This window comes from Sinomonas atrocyanea, from assembly GCF_030812675.1.
Lineage (GTDB): Bacteria > Actinomycetota > Actinomycetes > Actinomycetales > Micrococcaceae > Sinomonas > Sinomonas atrocyanea_B.
In genome coordinates this window covers 21,805-40,273 of sequence record NZ_JAUSTE010000002.1, presented here as the reverse complement: position 1 = coordinate 40,273, position 18,469 = coordinate 21,805, and the positions used below count along the sequence as shown (strand labels likewise).

The following is an 18,469-nucleotide window of genomic DNA, read 5'->3' as shown; positions in this document are numbered from 1 at the left end:
TCTCGGGTACGCACGACGGCGGGCTCCCCGGCCGCGCGCGGCGCCCCACCCGGCGTCGTGCGCGCCACCAGGATGTCCGAGCCCCGTGAACGGGCCGCTTGCGGAGACGACGGAAGGCCCCGGGGAGGCCCTGGGAGGCGCACGGAGGCGACGGCGGCGTTCCCGAATCGCCCAAAGGGCGACGAGATGCGTACCCGAAACGCCGAAAGGGCGACGAGATGCGTACCCGGAACGGGGGTGGGGCGGGAGTCAAGGAGTGCGCCGGCATCGGCGCCCTGTGCGACGAAATGCGTCCCCGGGTGACCCAGCGTTGCAGCGCCGTGGAGGCCGGGTGCGAGGCTCCGTACCCTCGAACGCATGACAGAGACCGCCACGCACCCGCGCACCGACTCCGCGCGCCCAGCACGCCCGCGTGCCGCCAAGCCGAACGGGCAGTGGAAGGTGGACGGCACCGCCCCGCTCAACCCGAACGAGGCCTGGAAGCAGGAGGACGGGGGGCTCAGCGTCCGCGAGCGGATCGAGTCGATCTACGCCGCCGGCGGGTTCGACTCCATCGACCCGACCGACCTGCACGGCCGCTTCCGCTGGTGGGGCCTCTACACGCAGCGCAAGCCCGGGATCGACGGCGGGAAGACCGCCACGCTCGAGCCGCATGAGCTCGAGGACCGCTACTTCATGATGCGCGTGCGCATCGACGGCGGCGCGCTCACCACCGAGCAGCTGCGCGTGATCGGCGGCATCTCCCGCGACTTCGCCCGCGGCACGGCGGACATCACCGACCGGCAGAACATCCAGCTGCACTGGGTCGAGATCGAGAGCGTCCCGGAGATCTGGCGCCGCCTCGAGGCCGTCGGACTGCACACGACCGAGGCCTGCGGCGATGTGCCGCGCGTGATCCTCGGGTCCCCGGTGGCCGGCATCGCCGCGGACGAGATCCTCGACCCCACCCCGCAGATCCGCGAGATCGCGGACCGCTACATCGGCGACGAGTCCTTCGCGAACCTCCCGCGCAAGTACAAGACCGCGATCACGGGCCACCCGTCCCAGGACGTGGTGCACGAGATCAACGACTTCGCCCTCGTCGGCGTGGTGCACCCCGAGCTCGGCCCCGGCTACGACCTCTGGGTCGGCGGCGGGCTCTCCACCTCGGCGCACCTCGCCGTCCGCCTCGGCGCCTTCGTGGAGCCCTCCCGCGCGGCCGAGGTGTGGGTCGGGGTGACCAGCATCTTCCGCGACTACGGCTACCGCCGCCTGCGCAACCGCGCCCGCCTGAAGTACCTCGTGGCCGACTGGGGCGCCGAGAAGTTCCGCCACGTGCTCGAGACCGAGTACCTCGCCTCGCCGCTGCCCGACGGGCCCGCCGCCGCCAAGCCGGCCACGCCCGGCGACCACGTGGGCGTGCACCGGCAGAAGGACGGCCGCTTCTACATCGGCGCGACCCCCACCGTGGGCCGCGTCTCCGGGCAGACCCTCCTCGCGCTCGCCGACCTCATCGAGGCCCACGGCTCGGCCCGGCTGCGCACCACCCCGCACCAGAAGATCGTGGTGCTCGACGTCGAGGAGGACCGCGTCGACTCGCTCGTGGCCGGCCTCGAGGAGCTCGGCCTCTATGCCAACCCGAGCCCGTGGCGCCGCTCCACCATCGCCTGCACCGGCATCGAGTTCTGCAAGCTCGCGATCGTGGACACCAAGGACACCGCCACCGCGGCCATCGACGAGCTCGAGCAGCGCTTCGCGCCCGAGAAGGACGGCGACGACGCGGCCAACCGGCTCCTGCGCCCCCTGACCCTGCACGTGAACGGCTGCCCCAACTCCTGCGCCCGCATCCAGACGGCGGACATCGGCCTCAAGGGCCAGCTCCTGCCCGATGGCGACGGCGGCCAGACCCCGGGCTTCCAGGTGCACCTCGGCGGCGGCCTCGCCTCCGACTCGCGCGAGGAGGCCGGCACCGGCCGCACCGTCCGCGGGCTCAAGGTCACCGCCGAGGACCTGCCCGACTACGTCGAGCGCGTCACCCGCCGCTACCTCGCCGAGCGAGCGGGCGAGGAGCAGACCTTCGCCGAATGGGCCCACGCCGCGGACGAGGAGGCCCTCCAGTGACGGCCACGACGAAGCGCTCGCAGGACGAGCTCAAGGCCCTCGCCGAGGCCGGCGCCGCAGAGCTCGGCTGGGACGCCTCGGCCCAGGAGGTGATCGGCTGGGTGGCGCGGAACTTCGCGGTGGACGCGACCGCCGTCGCCTGCTCGATGGCCGACGCCGTCCTGCCGGCCCTGGTGGCCGAGCAGCTCCCGGGCGTGGACGTGCTCTTCCTCGACACCGGCTACCACTTCCCCGAGACGTACCAGACCCGCAACGAGGTCGCGGAGAACCTGCGGGTCACCATCGTCGACGTCACGCCCAAGCAGACCGTCGCCGAGCAGGACGCCGCGGAGGGCAAGGACCTGTTCTCCCGGGACCCCGGCCGCTGCTGCGCGCTGCGCAAGGTCGAGCCGCTGCACGCCGCGCTGGCCGGGTACGAGCTGTGGTTCACCGGGGTGCGCCGCGACGAGGCCCCGACCCGCAGCAGCACCCCGCTCGTGGCCTGGGACGAGAAGAACGGCCTCGTCAAGGTCAACCCCGTCGCGGGCTGGTCCTTCGACCAGCTCGTGCAGCACTCCGAAGACCACCTCCTGCCCGTCAATCCCCTCCTTGCCCAGGGGTTCCCCTCCATCGGCTGCGCCCCGTGTACCCGGGCCGTCGCCCCCGGAGAGGACCCCCGAGCCGGCCGCTGGTCCGGCACCGACAAGACAGAATGCGGACTCCACGTATGAGCACTCACGTAGTAGAGACCACCGGAGCCGGCACGGCCGCCCCGGGAGCGGCTCCGGCACTGCCGCTCCTCGACGCGCTCGAGGCCGAGTCGATCCACATCATCCGCGAGGTCGTCGCCGAGTTCGAGCGCCCCGCCATGCTCTTCTCCGGCGGCAAGGACTCCGTGGTCATGCTCCACCTGGCCGCCAAGGCCTTCTGGCCCGGGAAGATCCCGTTCCCCGTCCTGCACGTGGACACAGGCCACAACTTCCCCGAGGTCCTCGACTTCCGCGACCGCACCGTGGCCCGGCTGGGGCTCAAGCTCGTGGTCGGCTCCGTGCAGGAGTTCATCGACCGCGGCGAGCTCGCCGAGCGGGCCGACGGCACCCGCAACCCCCTCCAGACCGTCCCGCTCCTGGACGCGATCGAGCGCAACAGGTTCGACGCCGTGTTCGGCGGCGGCCGCCGCGACGAGGACAAGGCCCGCGCCAAGGAGCGCATCCTGTCCCTGCGCGACGAGTTCGGCCAGTGGGACCCGCGCAACCAGCGCCCCGAGCTGTGGAACCTGTACAACGGCCGCCACACCGTCGGCCAGCACGTGCGGGCCTTCCCGATCAGCAACTGGACCGAGCTGGACATCTGGCGCTACATCGAGCGCGAAGGCATCGAGCTGCCGAGCATCTACTACGCGCACGAGCGCGACGTGTTCGTCCGCGACGGCATGTGGCGCGCCGTGGGGGAGGTGAGCCCGCCGCGCGAGGGGGAGGACGTCGTCGTGCGCACCGTGCGGTACCGGACGGTGGGGGACATGTCCTGCACCGGCGCCGTGCTCTCCGACGCCTACACGGTGGCGGACGTGGTGCGCGAGGTCGCGGCCTCGACCCTGACCGAGCGCGGGGCCACCCGCGCGGACGACCGCATTTCCGAGGCGGCGATGGAAGACCGCAAGAAGGACGGGTACTTCTGATGAGCACGCTGGCTGAGACCGCCGAGACGACCCTCGCCGAGGGCACCCTCTTCCGCTTCGCGACCGCCGGGAGCGTCGACGACGGCAAGTCCACCCTCGTGGGCCGCCTCCTCCACGACTCCAAGGCAATCCTCGCCGACCAGCTCGACGCCGTGGCCCGCACCTCCGAGGCCCGCGGCTTCGGCGGCGAGAAGGGCGGCCTGGACCTCGCGCTGCTCACCGACGGCCTGCGCGCCGAGCGCGAGCAGGGCATCACGATCGACGTCGCCTACCGCTACTTCGCGACCGACCGGCGCACGTTCATCCTCGCCGACTGCCCCGGCCACGTGCAGTACACCAAGAACACGGTCACGGGCGCCTCGACCGCGGACGCCGTGGTGCTGCTCATCGACGCGCGCAAGGGCGTGCTCGAGCAGACCCGCCGGCACCTCTCCGTCGCCGCGCTCCTGCGGGTCCCGCACGTGGTGGTCGCCGTGAACAAGATCGACCTCGTGGACTTCTCCGAGCCGGTCTTCACGGCCATCGCGGACGACGTCGCGCGGCTGGCCTCCGAGCTCGGCCTCCGCGACGCCGTAGCCGTCCCGGTCTCCGCCCTCGAGGGCGACAACATCGTGGACCGCTCCGGCCGCACCGCCTGGTACACGGGCCCGACGCTGATCGAGCTGCTCGAGTCCCTGCCGAGCACGGACGAGCTGGGCGACGCTCAGGAGCCGTTCCGGTTCCCCGTCCAGACCGTGATCCGCCCCCAGGGCGCGCTGGCTCCCGGGCTGGACGAGGAGGCGTTCCGCGACTACCGGGCCTACGCCGGGCAGGTCACGGAGGGCGTGATCCACGTGGGCGACCGCGTCTCGGTGGTGACCCCGGGCCAGACCGCCAGGGAGACGACCGTGGTGGGGATCGACGTCGCCGGCCGCTCGCTCGAGGAGGCCGCCGCGCCCCTGTCCGTGGCGCTGCGGCTCGCGGACGAGTTCGACGTGGCCCGCGGCGACACGATCGCGGCCGCCGGGACCCTGCCGGAGAGCACCGCGGACCTCTATGGGTCCGTGGCCTGGCTGTCCGCCAAGCCGCTGCGCGAGGGCGCGAAGGTGCTCGTCAAACACGGGACCTCCACGGTGCGCGGGCTCGTGCGCGCCGTGACCGGGAAGCTGGACCTGGACTCGTTCGAGGTGGCGCCCGCGTCCGAGCTGGGGCTCAACGACATCGGCGAGGTCCAGGTCCGCCTGGCCGCCCCGCTGCCCCTCGAGCCGTACGCTGCCCACCGCCGCACGGGCGCGTTCCTCGTGATCGACCCGCAGGACGGCAGCACCCTCGCCGCCGGGATGGTCCGCCAGCACCCGGGCGACACGGAGGACGAGCGGTACTGGATCTGAGGCACACTCGTCGGCGTCCGCCGTCCTATCGCTCCACCGTCCGGCCTGTGGACGTGTGACAGGCGCCGACCAGCTCACGCTGCTAGCGTCGGGAGAGAACAGGACGGCGCCGCGGCCGCACCTTCCGCAGTCCGTGCACCCGGAGCCGGCCCTGTCGCCTGCAGTCGAAGGCCCACCGTAACCGGTTTGCCCCGAATCCGAGGCCTGCCTCGGGAGAGGAAGGAAGCAGATGACCGACAACCAGCAGGGCGGATGCCCGGTGATGCATGACAGCGCGGCCCAGGGCAGCGCGACGTCGAGCGGCAGCGAGAGCGAGAATCCCGCCATCGGGGCCCCCACGGCCAAGACCGACCACCCGCGGAAGAATTCCGACTGGTGGCCGAACCAGCTCGACCTCTCGGTGCTCCACGCCCACCACCCCGCGGGCAACCCGCTCGGGGCGGGCTTCAACTACCGCGAGGAGTTCTCCACGCTCGACCTCGAGGCCCTCAAGCGGGACATCACCGAGGTCCTGACCACCCCGCAGGACTGGTGGCCCGCCGACTTCGGCCACTACGGCGGCCTCATGATCCGGCTCAGCTGGCACGACGCCGGCACGTACCGCGTGTTCGACGGCCGCGGCGGCGCCGGCGACGGCAGCCAGCGCTTCGCCCCGCTGAACAGCTGGCCCGACAACGCCAACCTCGACAAGGCCCGCCGCCTGCTCTGGCCGGTCAAGCAGAAGTACGGCCAGAAGATTTCCTGGGCTGACCTGCTCGTGTACGCCGGCAACGTGGCCCTCGAGTCCATGGGCTTCACGACGTTCGGCTTCGCGTTCGGCCGCGAGGACGTGTGGGAGCCGGAGGAGATCTTCTGGGGCTCCGAGGACACCTGGCTCGGCCCGGACCGCTACGTCAGCAAGGACGAGATGGTGCCCGTGGTCGGCGCCACGGAGATGGGCCTCATCTACGTCAACCCCGAGGGCCCGCAGGGCAACCCGGACCCGGCGGCCGCGGCGGTGTTCATCCGCGAGACCTTCGGCCGCATGGCGATGAACGACGAGGAGACCCTCGCCCTCATCGCGGGAGGCCACACGTTCGGCAAGACCCACGGCGCGGCGCCCGCCGACACGCACGTGGGCCCCGAGCCGGAGGGCGCCGACCTCGAGGCCCAGGGCCTGGGCTGGCTGAGCAACTACGGCAGCGGCAAGGGCCCCGACGCGATCACCTCGGGCCTCGAGGTCACGTGGACCGACCGGCCCACCGAGTGGAGCAACCGGTTCTTCGAGATCCTCTTCGGCTACGAGTGGGAGCTGACCAAGAGCCCCGCCGGGGCCTGGCAGTGGGTGGCGAAGGACGCGCCGGAGATCATCCCGGACGCGTTCGACCCGGAGAAGAAGCACCGGCCCACCATGCTCACCACCGACCTCGCGCTGCGGGTGGACCCGACCTACGAGAAGATCGCCCGCCGCTTCCTCGAGCATCCCGACGAGTTCGCCCAGGCGTTCGCGAAGGCCTGGTACAAGCTCCTGCACCGCGACATGGGGCCCGTGGGCCCGCACATGCTCGGCCCCTGGGTGCCCGAGCCGCAGGTCTGGCAGGACCCCGTCCCGGCCGTGGACCACGAGCTGGTGGACGAGGCGGACGTCGACGCGCTCAAGGCCCAGCTGCTCGAGGCACTCCCGGCGGAGACGCTCCTGCGCACGGCCTGGGCCTCGGCCTCGACCTTCCGCAAGACGGACGGGCGCGGCGGCGCGAACGGGGCCCGCCTCCGGCTGGAGCCCCAGCGCGGCTGGGAGGCCAACGAGCCGGAGCAGCTCGACGCCGCACTGCGGGCGCTCGAGGGCGTCCAGCAGAAGTTCAACGCGGCCCAGACAGGCGGGAAGAAGGCCTCCCTCGCGGACCTGATCGTGCTCGGCGGCGCCGCGGCGGTCGAGAAGGCCGCGCGGGACGCCGGCTTCGAGGCGGCCGTGCCGTTCCGGCCCGGACGGACCGACGCCACCCAGGAGCAGACGGACGTCCAGTCCGTGGGCTACCTCGAGCCGCGCGCGGACGGGTTCCGCAACTACCTCCGCCCCGGGGAGAAGACCCCGGCGGAGAAGCTGCTCGTGGAGAAGGCCTACATGCTGGGCCTCTCGGCACCGGAGATGACCGTGCTCGTGGGCGGGCTGCGGGTCCTCGGCGGCAACGTGGGCGGCTCGGCCCACGGCGTCCTCACCGACCGGCCCGGGGCGCTCACCACCGACTTCTTCGTCAACCTGCTTTCCCCGGGCACCCGGTGGAAGGCCTCGGAGACCGAGGAGAACGTGTACGAGATCGCCGACGCCGCGACCGGCCAGCTCAAGTGGACCGCCACGGCCGCGGACCTCATCTTCGGCTCCAACTCGCAGCTGCGTGCCCTCTCCGAGGTGTACGCGAGTAGCGGCGCGGGGCAGAAGTTCGTGGACGACTTCGTCGCCGCCTGGACCAAGGTGATGGAGGCCGACCGCTTCGACCTGCGCTGATGCCCGGCCGATGACGGCCCATCGCTGACCGCTCAGCCGCTCCGAGGGCGGAGCCTGCACCCCGCAGGCTCCGCCCTCGCTGCATGTCGCGGTGCCTGCGCCGTAGCCCCCACATGACTCCCGGTGACTCCGCGTGACCGAGCGTGAACTCACCCTTGGGCGGCCCGCAGGGGCTCGTCCATGCTGGAACGCATGATCCCGCAGACCTCCTCCCGCACGGTGCGAATGCCCCGATGTCGGGCCCGTCGATAGGCCCCATCCGAGACCTGACGACCTGCGAGACCAAGGACTTCCCGCACATGAGCGAGACCACCAAGACCCCCGGCACCATCCGCATCACCGCCGACTCGGGCCCACCGAAGCGACGCCGCGGCCTCGCGCTCGGAATCGGCGCCGCCGTCGCCGTCGCCCTCCTCGGCGGGGCCACCGCGGTCGCCGCCGCGGTGACCGGCGGGGAGCAGCGCACGACGCCGGCCTCCGCCGCCGCGGCCCCCGCACCGCAGCTGCGGCTCGGCTTCTTCGGCAACGTCACGCACGCCCCCGCGCTCGTGGGCGTCCAGGACGGCCTCATCGCGGGCGCCCTCAAGGCCGCCGGCACGGACTCCCTGACCACCCAGGTGTTCAACGCGGGCCCCGCCGCGGTGGAGGCGCTCAACGCCGGCGCCATCGACGCGGCCTACCTCGGCCCGAGCCCGGCCATCAACTCCTTTGTGCAGAGCCACGGCGAGTCCCTCTCGGTGATTGCCGGGGCGGCCGCCGGCGGCGCGCAGCTCGTGGTCCGGCCAGGCATCACGAGTCCGGACCAGCTCCGGGGCGCCGCCCTCGCCACGCCCCAGCTCGGCGGCACCCAGGACGTGGCCCTGCGCGCCTACCTCGCGTCCCAGGGCCTGAAGGCCAGCCCGAACGGCGGCGGCGACGTCACGGTCAACCCGACCGACAACGCCCAGACCCTCAAGCTCTTCCAGGACGGCACCATCGACGGCGCGTGGCTGCCCGAGCCCTGGTCCTCCCGCCTCGTCCTGCAGGCCGGGGCGAAGGTGCTCGTGGACGAGAAGGACCGGTGGGACGGCACCGGCACGGGCAAGCCCGGCCTCTTCCCGACCACCATCCTCGTGGTGAACCGGGCCTTCGCCGCGGCGCACCCGCAGACCGTGGAGGCCCTGCTCAAGGGCCACGTCGCCGCCGTCGACTGGCTGAACCGTGCATCCGCCGCCGAGAAGGCGAAGGCCGTCAACGCGGCGCTCGCCAAGGCGGCCGGGTCGGCCCTGCCGGCGGACGTGGTCGAGCGCGCCCTGGCCAACATCACGTTCACCACCGACCCGCTCGCGGGCGCCTACCCCAGGCTCCTCGCCGACGGCGTCACCGCGGGCGTCACCAAGGCCGCCGACCTCCACGGCCTCTTCGACCTGCGCGCCCTCAACGCCGTCCTCGCCCAGGAGGGCGCGGGCCACGCCAGGGCCAGCGCCGCCGGCCTGGGCCAGGACTGAGAAGGGACCCCGCCATGACTGTGGTGCTCGAGAACCTCGGCAAGCGCTTCGGCGCCGGCACTCCGGTGCTGGACGGCGTCACCGCCTCGATCGGCCAGGGAGAGTTCGTCGCGCTCCTGGGCGCCTCGGGCTGCGGCAAGTCCACGCTGCTGAACATCATCGCCGGCCTCGAACGGCCCAGCGCGGGCGCGCTCGAGGTGCCGGCGGACGGCGCCGCGTTCATGTTCCAGGACGCCGCCCTGTACCCGTGGCTCACTGCCCGGGGCAACATCGAGCTCGCCCTGCGCCTGCGCGGCGTGCCCAAGGGCGAGCGGCGCGGGCGCGCCGTCGAGCTCCTCGACCTCGTCCGCCTCGGCGAGGCGGCGGAGAAGCGCCCGCACGAGCTCTCCGGCGGCATGCGCCAGCGGGTGGCCCTCGCCCGCGCCCTGTCCCAGGACCGCCAGGTCCTCCTCATGGACGAGCCGTTCGCCGCGCTCGATGCCATCACCCGCGACCTGCTCCACGAGGAGCTCACCCGGATCTGGCGCGAGACCGGCCGGACCATCATCTTCGTCACCCACAACGTCCGCGAGGCCGTCCGGCTGGGCCAGCGCATCCTGCTGCTCTCCTCGCGGCCGGGCCGCGTCGTCGCGGAGTGGCCGGTCCCGGAGACCGTGAAGCAGGACGCCGGCGCGTCCGCCGCCCTCGCGAACGAGCTCACCACCCGCCTCCGGCAGGAGATCGCCCGCCATGCCAAGTAACCCCACCCTCACCGAGCCGGCCTCCCTCGACGCCGAGCTCGCCGCCATCGAGGCGGGCCTCGACGAGCTCCAGTCGGACACCGTGCGGCGCAGCCGGGACCTCTCCCGCGTGCTCCTGCCCCTCGTCGCCGTCGTGCTCCTCGTCCTCGCCTGGCAGCTCTACGTCACGCTCGGGCTCAAGCGGCGGGACCTGGTCCCGGGCCCGCTCGACGTCGCCGCCTCGCTCGGGCAGCTGTGGAGCGAGGGCAGGGCGCAGGAGGCCGTAGTGACCTCCCTCCAGCGCGGCCTGCTCGGCTTCGCCGTGAGCGTCGTCGTCGCGACCCCCCTCGGGCTGCTCCTCGGCCAGGTGAAGACCCTGCGCCGGGCCTTCGGGCCGCTCATCTCCGGCCTGCAGGTCCTGCCGTCCGTCGCGTGGGTCCCCGCCGCGGTCATCTGGTTCGGGCTCACGGACGCCACCGTGTACTTCGTGGTGCTTATGGGCGCCATCCCCTCGATCGTCAACGGGCTCATCTCCGGGATCGACCAGGTCCCGCCGCAGTACCGCTCGGTCGCGAAGGTGCTCGGCGCGTCCCGCGCCGAGCTCGCGCTCCAGGTCATCCTGCCGGCCGCCCTGCCCGGGTACGTGGCCGGGCTCAAGCAGGGCTGGGCCTTCTCGTGGCGCTCCCTCATGGCCGCGGAGATCATCGCGGTGGGCGGCACGCTCGGGTTCGGGCTCGGTTCGCTCCTGGACCAGGGGCGCACGCTCAGCGACATGGGCGTGGTCATGAGTGCGATCCTGACGATCCTCGTGGTCGGCATCCTCATTGAACTGTCCGTGTTCGGACCCATCGAGCGGCGCATGCTCCAGCGCCGCGGACTTCTCACCGGAGGCACGCGATGAGCGGCATCGACCTGTACCCCACCTCCCTGCGCCTGCTCGGCCGGGACGTCCTCGTGGTCGGGGGCGGCAAGGTCGCCGGCCGCCGGGCCCAGGGCCTGCTCGACGCCGGCGCGAAGGTGACCGTGGTGGCGCCCGAGGCGGCGGCCGACGTCGTGCGCCTGGCTGAGGCGGGGCTCGTCGCCTGGGAGCGGCGCGGCTACGAGACGGCCGACCTCGAGGGCGCGTGGTTCGTCCAGACCGCGACCGGCGTGCCGGCGGTGGACGCGCGCGTCGCCGCCGAGGCCGAGGAGCGCCGCGTCTGGTGCGTCAACGCCGCCGACCACGAGTCCTCCGCCGCGTGGACGCCGGCAACCGCCCGGGTGGACGACGTGACGGTCGCCGTGAACGCCGGGGGAGATCCGCGCCGGGCCAAGGCGCTCAAGGACGCCGTGGTGCTCGCGCTGCGCACCGGCAAGCTCCCGCTGCGCCGGAGCCGGCACGGCGCCGGGCGCGTGGCCCTCGTGGGCGGCGGCCCCGGCGACACCGGGCTCATCACCGTCCGGGGACGGACCCTGCTCGCCGAGGCGGACGTGGTCGTGGCGGACCGCCTCGGCCCCCGCGGCCTCCTCGACGAGCTCGGTGACGGCGTGCGGGTCATCGAGGTCGGCAAGGCCCCCGGCGCCCACACCGCCACCCAGGAGGAGATCAACGCGATCCTCGTCCGCGAGGCGCAGGCCGGCCACGTCGTGGTCCGGCTCAAGGGCGGCGACCCCTACGTCCTCGGCCGCGGCGGCGAGGAGGCCGAGTACTGCCGGCGCCACGGCGTCGACGTCGAGGTGGTCCCGGGCGTCACGAGCGCCGTGTCCGTGCCCGCCGCCGCCGGGATCCCGGTCACCCACCGGGGCCTCGCGACCGGGTTCAGCGTCGCCACGGGCCACGACGAGCTCGCCGAGCTCCCCGCGCGGCCCGACCACACCATCGTGCTGCTCATGGGCGTGCGCCGCCTCGCGGATTCCGCGGCGATGCTGCGCTCGCGCGGGCTGGGGGAGTCGACGCCCGTCGCGATCGTCGAGCGCGGCTGGACCCCGGAGCAGCGCGTCACCGTCGGCACACTGGGTACGATCGTTGATCGGGCCCGCGCCGTCGGCGTCGCGAATCCCGCCGTGATCGTGATCGGCGACGTCGTCCGCGTGAGCCCGTACGCGCCGTCGGACATCGCCTACGCCTCGCTCTCCACGAACCGCTAGAGACCCGAAGAAGAAGCCAGAAGGAATCCCCGTGACGAACTCCCAGCAGCGCCCGCTGCGCATCGCCATCATCGGCTCCGGCCCGGCGGGCGTCTACGCCGCAGACCTGCTCACCAAGAGCGCCCCCGTTGCCTCCGGCGAGCTGACGCTCAGCATCGACCTCTTCGACCGCTATCCGGCCCCGTACGGCCTCATCCGCTACGGCGTGGCGCCGGACCACCCGCGCATCAAGGGCATCGTCAACGCCCTGCACAAGGTGCTCGACCGCGGCGACATCCGCTTCTTCGGCAACGTGGACTACGGCACGGACCTGACCCTGGAGGACCTCCGGCGCCACTACGACGCCGTGATCTTCGCCACCGGCGCCATCAAGGACGCCGACCTGAACATCCCGGGAGTCGAGCTGGAGGGCTCCTTCGGGGCCGCCGACTTCGTCTCCTGGTACGACGGCCACCCCGACGTGCCGCGCGAGTGGCCGCTGGACGCCAAGGAGATCGCGGTGATCGGCAACGGCAACGTGGCCCTCGATGTGGCCCGGGTCCTGTCCAAGCATGCCGACGAGCTCCTCGTCACCGAGATCCCGGACAACGTCTACCGCGCCCTCACATCGAGCCCGGTCACCGACGTGCACGTCTTCGGCCGCCGCGGCCCGGCCCAGGTGAAGTTCACCCCGCTCGAGCTGCGCGAGCTCTCCCACTCGCACGATGTGGACATCGTGCTGTACCCGGAGGACTTCGAGTTCGACGAGGCCTCCGACCGCGAGATCCAGACCAACAACCAGGTCAAGACCATGGTCGGCACGCTCACCAACTGGATTGCCGAGCAGCCCGAGGACCCCGCGGAGCTCACCGCGTCCCGCCGGCTGCACCTGCACTTCCTGCAGAGCCCCGTGGAGATCGTGGACTCGCCCGAGACTCCGGGCCGCGTGGCCGGGATCCGGTTCGAGCGCCAGGAGCTCGACGGCACCGGCAACGTCCGCGGGACCGGCGAGTTCGAGGACTACCCGGTCCAGGCCGTCTACCGTGCCATCGGGTACTTCGGCTCGGCCCTGCCCGGGCTCGAGTTCGACCACCGCCGCGGCGTCGTCCCGAACGACGGCGGCCGCGTCCTCGGGGCCGACGGCGAGTTCGTGCTCGGCGTCTACACGACCGGGTGGATCAAGCGCGGCCCGGTGGGCCTCATCGGCCACACCAAGGGCGACGCGCTCGAGACCATCGGCCATCTGCTCGACGCTCGCGAGGAGCTTCCCGCCGCCGCTGAGCCCAGCGAAGCCGCGGTCCGGGACCTGCTCGAGTCCCGCGGCGTCGAGTACACGACGTGGGAGGGCTGGCTGGCCCTCGACGCGCACGAGAAGGCCCTCGGTGCCGCTGCCCAGCCCGCGGTCACGCACAAGGGCGAGGTCGCGCGCGAGCGGGTCAAGGTCGTCTCCCGCGAGGAGATGGTCGCGATCTCGAACGGCGCCGCCGTCTCCCGCTGACGGGTCAGGCCTTGGCGACCTTCTTCACGGCCAGGGCGAGGTACAGCTGGACGCGGTCGGCGGTCACGGCCGGGTCGTACCCGGTGAGCTCGGCGATCTGCCCCAGTCGGTAGCGCACGGTGTTCCGGTGCAGGTTGAGCTGCTCGGCCACCTGCGCCACCGAGCCGTTGAGGTTCAGGTACGTCTCGAGCGTGTGCACGAGCTCTGAGCCGTGCTGCCGGTCGAACCGGACCAGCGGGCCCACGGCCTCGCCGGCCATGTCGGCGAGCGGGACGTCCTCGCTCGCGAGCAGCAGCGACGTGATGCTCAGGCGCTCGGGCTCGTTGACGTCCAGCCCGCGCCCGGCCGCCTCCTTGGCCTCGAAGTAGCTCCACCGCAGGCCGTTCGGCTTGGTGTAGGAGCCCCCGATCCCGATCGTCGCGTGGATCCCCGCCTCGGTGAGGTGGTCGGAGAGCGCGCGGCCCAGCGCGGGTGCGCGCGCGCCGTCGTCCTCCACCACGACGACGAGGTCCCGGTCCAGCGTCGCGGTGACCGCGCCGTCGAGCGCGGCCGGAAGGGTGGTGCCGCGGAGGTTGCGGTGGTGGGCGGCCGACTCGGCGAGGAGCACCACGTTGCGCTTCGTCGAGTTGATCCCGCTGCCGGCGAGGCGGCGCGAGGCCTCGTCCGCATCGAGGGTTCCGCGCACGACGTCGTTGACCACCTGCCCGGTGAGGGCCCGCTGGGCCTGGCGCTGCTTCATGAGGTTGCTGAGCTCGATGCTGATGAGGTTCTGGGCGTACGAGATGATGCCCGTGTCCTCGAAGGGCTTCTTCGCCCAGAGGGTGCACGCGTCCCGGCGGCCGGTGGGGATGGGGAAGGGCACCCACCGGTCCATGGAGGGCATCCCGGCCTCGGGGCTGGAGGCGTAGAGCTGCGCGGTGAACTGCGTCAGGATCAGCTCGGTGCCGAGCATCGAGCCGAGGTGCCTGAGCAGTTCCTGCAGGCCCCCGCCGGTCAGCAGGGAGCGGGCGAGGACCTGGTGGGCGGCGATGAGGCGCTCGAGGCTCGCGTAGTGGTCTGCCGAGTGGGAGTCGGCGACGAGCTTGCCGATGGCCATGAAGGGGGTGCGGTAGGGCACCTCGACCACGGGGACGCCCCACCGGTTGGCCTCGGCGATGAGCGCGGGCGGAATCGAGTCGTGCCCGAGCGCCACGCCGAAGCCGATCCCGAGGGCCCCGGCGCGCTGGAGGACGCGCACGAACCGCCGCTGCTCGGCAGCGGTGCGCTGGCGCACGCCGGTGGTGAGGACGAGCTCGCCGCCGGTGAGGAACGGCGCCGGGTTCTCGAGCTCCGTGACGGCGACCCAGCGGATCTCCTCGCGCAGCGTCGAGGTGGCCGAGCCGGCGAGCTGCAGGCCGAGGTCGGGGTGCGCGAGAAGGTCGGCGAGGGACAGAGCCATGCCCTCAATGATAGGGGAGCAGGCTGGCCGATCGCACGAGAGCGACGGTGAAGCCTCGTGCGATCGGCCATTCATCGTGTGGCGTGTCTCGCACTAGGTTGGGACCGACGAAAGGAACCCCAGTCATGGACATCCAGTACCGCCTCGAGCAGAAGCGCAAGGTCCTCGCGGACTTCCCCGGCCCCCGCTCGCTCGAGCTCGCCGCCCGCCGCGCCCAGGCCGTCGCCGCGGGTGTCGCCTCGTCCGTCCCGGTCTACGTCGCGGACGCCGACGGCGGCATCATCCACGACGTCGACGGCAACTCCTTCATCGACCTCGGCTCCGGCATCGCCGTGACCACCGTCGGCGCCTCTGACGCCGCCGTCGTGGGCGCCGTCAAGGAGCAGGTCGAGCACTTCACCCACACCTGCTTCATGGTGTCCCCGTACGAGGGCTACGTCGCCGTGGCCGAGAAGCTCAACCAGCTGACCCCCGGCGAGCACGCCAAGCGGACCGTGCTGTTCAACTCCGGCGCCGAGGCCGTCGAGAACGCCATCAAGATCGCCCGCATCGCCACCGGCCGCACCGCCGTCGTCGCCTTCGACCACGCCTACCACGGCCGCACCAACCTCACGATGGGCCTCACCGCGAAGGCCATGCCGTACAAGCACGGGTTCGGCCCGTTCGCCGGCGAGGTCTACCGGGCGCCCATGAGCTACCCGTTCCGTGAGGAGAACCCGCAGATCACGGGCAAGGAGGCCGCCGAGCGCGCCATCCTCATGATGAGCAAGCAGATCGGCGCGGACCAGATCGCGGCCATCATCATCGAGCCCATCCAGGGCGAGGGCGGCTTCATCGTCCCGGCGGACGGCTTCCTCCCGCGACTGGCGGAGTTCGCCAAGGAGAACGGCATCGTCTTCATCGCGGACGAGGTCCAGTCCGGGTTCGCCCGCACCGGCGAGTGGTTCGCCGTCCAGCACGAGGGCGTGGTCCCGGACCTCGTCACCACCGCCAAGGGCATTGCCGGCGGCATGCCGCTCTCGGCCGTGACCGGCCGCGCCGAGCTGCTCGACGCCGTCCACGGCGGCGGCCTCGGCGGCACGTACGGCGGCAACCCCGTCGCATGCGCCGCCGCGCTCGCGGCGATCGACACCATGGAGACCCAGGACCTCCGGGGCCGCGCCCGCGAGATCGAGGCCACCGTCAAGGAGCGCCTCGGCAAGCTCCAAGCGGAGCTCGGCGAGGCGGGCATCATCGGCGACATCCGCGGTCGCGGTGCGATGCTCGCGCTCGAGTTCGTCAAGGCCGGCAGTGGCGACGCGAAGGTCCCGGACGCCGCGGCGACGAAGAAGATCGCCGAGTACTGCCTCAAGGAAGGCGTCATCATCCTCACCTGCGGCACGTACGGGAACGTCATCCGCCTCCTGCCCCCGCTCGTGATCTCGGACGAGCTGCTTGCCGACGGGCTCGACGTGCTCGAGGCCGCCATCCGCTCTGTCGCGTAGCGGCACAGCCTGCGCGTAGCGGCGCAGCCTGCGGGACGAGGCGCGGCGACGCGGCCCCGCACCGGCCGGCGATGCGGCGGCCCCAACGCGCCGGCCTGCCGGTAGAGTCTGCCGTACCAAGCTGCAGACCGGACGAGGGCGCCCGGGATCCCGGGCGCCCTCGCCGTCTGCCGTGATGCGACCTGTGAAGGGGTGACCCATGCGTTATGTCGTCGGATACCAGCCGGACCAGCGGGGTGCGGACGCGGTGGCGCTGGCCGTCGCAATCGCCCGGGCGCAGGGCGCCACGCTGGACCTGATGCTCGTGCTGGGGGAGGACGCCCCCTACGTCGCGGCGAATCCCGATGGGCCGCGGGTCCACCCGGAGGAACAGCGGACCCTCACCGCCCAGCGCCAGGCCCTCGCCCTCGTGCCCGCCGATGTCGAGGCCGCCTTCCATGTGCGCCACGGCCACTCCTTCGCCGCGACCCTGATCGAGGCCGCGGTGGAGTTCGAGGCCGCACTGATCGTGGTGGGTGCGGCGAGCAACGGGCTCTTCAAGCGGTCCACAGTCGGGTCGGTCGCGAATGCCCTCCTGCATGCCTCGCCCGTGCCCGTGGCCCTCGCCCCCCGCGGGTACCACCGCACGGACCCGGTGGAGCGCATCACGGCGTTCATCGGCCGGCGCGCGGGGGCCGATGCCGCGGTCGACGTCGCCCTCATTGCCGCCGGGCGGCGCAACGTGCCGCTGCGCTTCGTCTCCCTCGTCGAGCTCGACGAGCGCGGGGACTCCGGGGAGAACATCAATGCCGCCCACCGCCACGCGAACACCGTCCTGACCGAGGCAGCCCACCGCCTCCCGGCCGGCCACGAGGCGAGCGTGGAGGTGGCGCACGGCCGCACCTTCGAGGAAGCGGTGGACAGCCTCGAGTGGCTCGAGGGCGAGCTCGTCATCATCGGCTCGAGCCGGCTCGCACAGAAGAACCAGCTCTTCCTCGGGTCCACGGCGAACAAGGTCCTGCGGGCCCTGCCCGTGCCCATGGTTGTGGTGCCGCGCGACTATGAGCGGGCGGAGTCCCACCCGCTCGGCTGAGCCCGGGCGGCCGGACGCCTGGCGCCCAGCCCGGCCCGGCGCGCGTCCCCCGCCGCTCGGCCCCGGTTTCGGGTACGCATCTCGTCGCGGTTCTGGCGCCTCTGGTACAGATCTCGTCGCGGTCTCCGGCTCTCGGGTACGCACGACCGCGGGTGCCCCGCCCGCGCGGCCCGGCCACCCGCCGTCGTCCGTATCCTCCAGCCCCGCCGCCCGGCCGCGCGTCGGGACGGGCGGCACGTCTTTACCGGCGGGACGGGTGGCGCCACCATGGACCATGAGCGCAGATCCGCACATCGCGCCACACCCCGCGCCGCCGCCCGGCACCCCCGGCCGGGAACCACCGGCGCCCCCGCCCGCGCAGGCCTCGGGAACCTCCCCGGCAGTCCTGGCCACGATCCTCGCGACCGAGCACTGGAGCCTGCTCGGCACGCGGGGCATGCTGTGGAACGAGCTCATGAGCCGGATCAGCATCCATCTCACGGTGTCCTCGGCGTCGCTCGTGGTGCTCGCGCTCGTCGCGCAGGCGACGGGGTTCGGCGCCGGGTTCTGGGTGATGGCGATCGGGCTCGCGTCCATGCTCCTGGTGCTCGGGTCGCTCACGCTGCTGCGCGTCTCGATCGGCAGCCAGGAGGACCACCTGCTGATCGCCGGCATGAACCGGCTCCGCGGCGCCTACCGTGACCTCGCGCCGGGCATCGATGCCGCCTTCGTCACCTCGGCCTCCGACGACCCCGAGGGAACCTTCGTCACCTACACGCTCGGAGCGCGGCGTCCGGTGCTGCTGCACGCCGTCTCGAGCACGGCGTTCTTCCTCACATGCTTCAACTCGATGGTGGCAGGCGTGCTCGGCGCGCTCATCTCGTCCGTCTCCGGCGGTTCGACCGTCCTCGTGGTGCTCGTCGGGACGGCGGCCGGCGTGGCGTATCTCGTCGGTTCCACCCTCACGGCCGGCAGGATCTTCGGCCGCCTGAGTGCCCCGGCCCGCCACGCGGCGTCGGACGCCCCCGACGCCTAGCCGCAGTCCTGAGGCGCGTGCCGGCCGGGTGCGGGGACGGC

The 18,469-nt window shown here is 72.6% G+C and carries 14 protein-coding genes; 13 read left to right on the top strand and 1 reads right to left on the bottom strand.

The window, feature by feature from the left end; genetic code table 11:
• Window positions 1–357 precede the first annotated feature (357 nt).
• The 10 genes from J2W20_RS03960 to J2W20_RS03915 all read left to right on the top strand — a co-directional run bounded on the left by J2W20_RS03960 (window position 358) and on the right by J2W20_RS03915 (window position 13,419).
• Window positions 358–2,100 (top strand): nitrite/sulfite reductase, encoded by a 1,743-nt coding sequence (locus tag J2W20_RS03960; protein WP_307004795.1) that lies wholly within the window; start codon window positions 358–360, stop codon window positions 2,098–2,100.
• Window positions 2,064–2,810 carry a phosphoadenylyl-sulfate reductase gene (locus tag J2W20_RS03955; RefSeq protein ID WP_373457956.1) on the top strand — a complete coding sequence of 249 codons (747 nt, stop codon included), beginning with the start codon at window positions 2,064–2,066 and terminating at the stop codon, window positions 2,808–2,810. Before J2W20_RS03960 ends, J2W20_RS03955 begins: the two co-directional genes overlap by 37 nt.
• Window positions 2,807–3,757 carry a sulfate adenylyltransferase subunit CysD gene (gene cysD, locus J2W20_RS03950; RefSeq protein ID WP_307004791.1) on the top strand — a complete coding sequence of 317 codons (951 nt, stop codon included), beginning with the start codon at window positions 2,807–2,809 and terminating at the stop codon, window positions 3,755–3,757. Before J2W20_RS03955 ends, cysD begins: the two co-directional genes overlap by 4 nt.
• Window positions 3,757–5,127, top strand: a complete 1,371-nt coding sequence (locus tag J2W20_RS03945; RefSeq protein WP_307004789.1) for a sulfate adenylyltransferase subunit 1 — start codon at window positions 3,757–3,759, stop codon at window positions 5,125–5,127. The genes cysD and J2W20_RS03945 overlap by 1 nt, the downstream gene beginning before the upstream one ends.
• A 262-nt stretch (window positions 5,128–5,389) precedes the next feature.
• Entirely contained in the window at window positions 5,390–7,609 is a 2,220-nt protein-coding gene (gene katG / locus J2W20_RS03940; RefSeq protein WP_373457961.1) for a catalase/peroxidase HPI, read from the top strand.
• Between the two features lie 299 nt (window positions 7,610–7,908).
• Window positions 7,909–9,096: an ABC transporter substrate-binding protein gene (locus J2W20_RS03935; protein ID WP_307004785.1), complete on the top strand. Its 1,188-nt coding sequence runs from the start codon at window positions 7,909–7,911 to the stop codon at window positions 9,094–9,096.
• A 14-nt stretch (window positions 9,097–9,110) separates the two neighbouring features.
• A complete protein-coding gene (locus J2W20_RS03930) occupies window positions 9,111–9,836 on the top strand; it encodes an ABC transporter ATP-binding protein (protein ID WP_307004784.1) in 726 nt (241 codons plus the stop codon).
• Window positions 9,826–10,716, top strand: a complete 891-nt coding sequence (locus J2W20_RS03925; RefSeq protein WP_307004783.1) for an ABC transporter permease — start codon at window positions 9,826–9,828, stop codon at window positions 10,714–10,716. Before J2W20_RS03930 ends, J2W20_RS03925 begins: the two co-directional genes overlap by 11 nt.
• On the top strand, window positions 10,713–11,942 hold the full coding sequence (cobA, locus tag J2W20_RS03920; RefSeq protein WP_307004781.1) for a uroporphyrinogen-III C-methyltransferase: 1,230 nt from the start codon (window positions 10,713–10,715) through the stop codon (window positions 11,940–11,942). The genes J2W20_RS03925 and cobA overlap by 4 nt, the downstream gene beginning before the upstream one ends.
• Before the next feature lie 25 nt (window positions 11,943–11,967).
• The gene (locus J2W20_RS03915) at window positions 11,968–13,419 is read left to right on the top strand and encodes an FAD-dependent oxidoreductase (protein ID WP_307005431.1); all 1,452 of its coding nucleotides are present in this window, start codon (window positions 11,968–11,970) and stop codon (window positions 13,417–13,419) included.
• 4 nt (window positions 13,420–13,423) lie between these two features.
• On the opposite strand, the gene J2W20_RS03910 is transcribed toward J2W20_RS03915, so the two are convergent.
• The gene (locus tag J2W20_RS03910; protein WP_307004779.1) at window positions 13,424–14,857 is read right to left on the bottom strand and encodes a PucR family transcriptional regulator; all 1,434 of its coding nucleotides are present in this window, start codon (window positions 14,855–14,857) and stop codon (window positions 13,424–13,426) included.
• A 125-nt stretch (window positions 14,858–14,982) separates the two neighbouring features.
• Here J2W20_RS03910 and gabT point away from each other — a divergent pair, with 125 nt between their 5' ends.
• The 3 genes from gabT to J2W20_RS03895 all read left to right on the top strand — a co-directional run bounded on the left by gabT (window position 14,983) and on the right by J2W20_RS03895 (window position 18,428).
• Window positions 14,983–16,341 carry a 4-aminobutyrate--2-oxoglutarate transaminase gene (gabT, locus tag J2W20_RS03905; protein WP_307004777.1) on the top strand — a complete coding sequence of 453 codons (1,359 nt, stop codon included), beginning with the start codon at window positions 14,983–14,985 and terminating at the stop codon, window positions 16,339–16,341.
• A gap of 199 nt (window positions 16,342–16,540) precedes the next feature.
• On the top strand, window positions 16,541–17,413 hold the full coding sequence (locus J2W20_RS03900; protein WP_307004775.1) for a universal stress protein: 873 nt from the start codon (window positions 16,541–16,543) through the stop codon (window positions 17,411–17,413).
• Window positions 17,414–17,687: 274 nt separating this feature from the next.
• Window positions 17,688–18,428, top strand: a complete 741-nt coding sequence (locus tag J2W20_RS03895; RefSeq protein WP_307004773.1) for a hypothetical protein — start codon at window positions 17,688–17,690, stop codon at window positions 18,426–18,428.
• The last annotated feature ends 41 nt before the right edge of the window (window positions 18,429–18,469 follow it).

Coding starts and splice junctions, on each gene's coding strand:
- katG (WP_373457961.1), top strand. CDS start 5,390: ATGCATGACAGCGCGGCCCAGGGCAGCGCGACGTCGAGCGGCAGCGAG.
- cysD (WP_307004791.1), top strand. CDS start 2,807: ATGAGCACTCACGTAGTAGAGACCACCGGAGCCGGCACGGCCGCCCCG.
- gabT (WP_307004777.1), top strand. CDS start 14,983: ATGGACATCCAGTACCGCCTCGAGCAGAAGCGCAAGGTCCTCGCGGAC.
- J2W20_RS03925 (WP_307004783.1), top strand. CDS start 9,826: ATGCCAAGTAACCCCACCCTCACCGAGCCGGCCTCCCTCGACGCCGAG.
- J2W20_RS03945 (WP_307004789.1), top strand. CDS start 3,757: ATGAGCACGCTGGCTGAGACCGCCGAGACGACCCTCGCCGAGGGCACC.
- J2W20_RS03895 (WP_307004773.1), top strand. CDS start 17,688: ATGAGCGCAGATCCGCACATCGCGCCACACCCCGCGCCGCCGCCCGGC.
- J2W20_RS03930 (WP_307004784.1), top strand. CDS start 9,111: ATGACTGTGGTGCTCGAGAACCTCGGCAAGCGCTTCGGCGCCGGCACT.
- J2W20_RS03955 (WP_373457956.1), top strand. CDS start 2,064: ATGGGCCCACGCCGCGGACGAGGAGGCCCTCCAGTGACGGCCACGACG.
- cobA (WP_307004781.1), top strand. CDS start 10,713: ATGAGCGGCATCGACCTGTACCCCACCTCCCTGCGCCTGCTCGGCCGG.
- J2W20_RS03935 (WP_307004785.1), top strand. CDS start 7,909: ATGAGCGAGACCACCAAGACCCCCGGCACCATCCGCATCACCGCCGAC.
- J2W20_RS03910 (WP_307004779.1), bottom strand. CDS start 14,857: ATGGCTCTGTCCCTCGCCGACCTTCTCGCGCACCCCGACCTCGGCCTG.
- J2W20_RS03900 (WP_307004775.1), top strand. CDS start 16,541: ATGCGTTATGTCGTCGGATACCAGCCGGACCAGCGGGGTGCGGACGCG.
- J2W20_RS03960 (WP_307004795.1), top strand. CDS start 358: ATGACAGAGACCGCCACGCACCCGCGCACCGACTCCGCGCGCCCAGCA.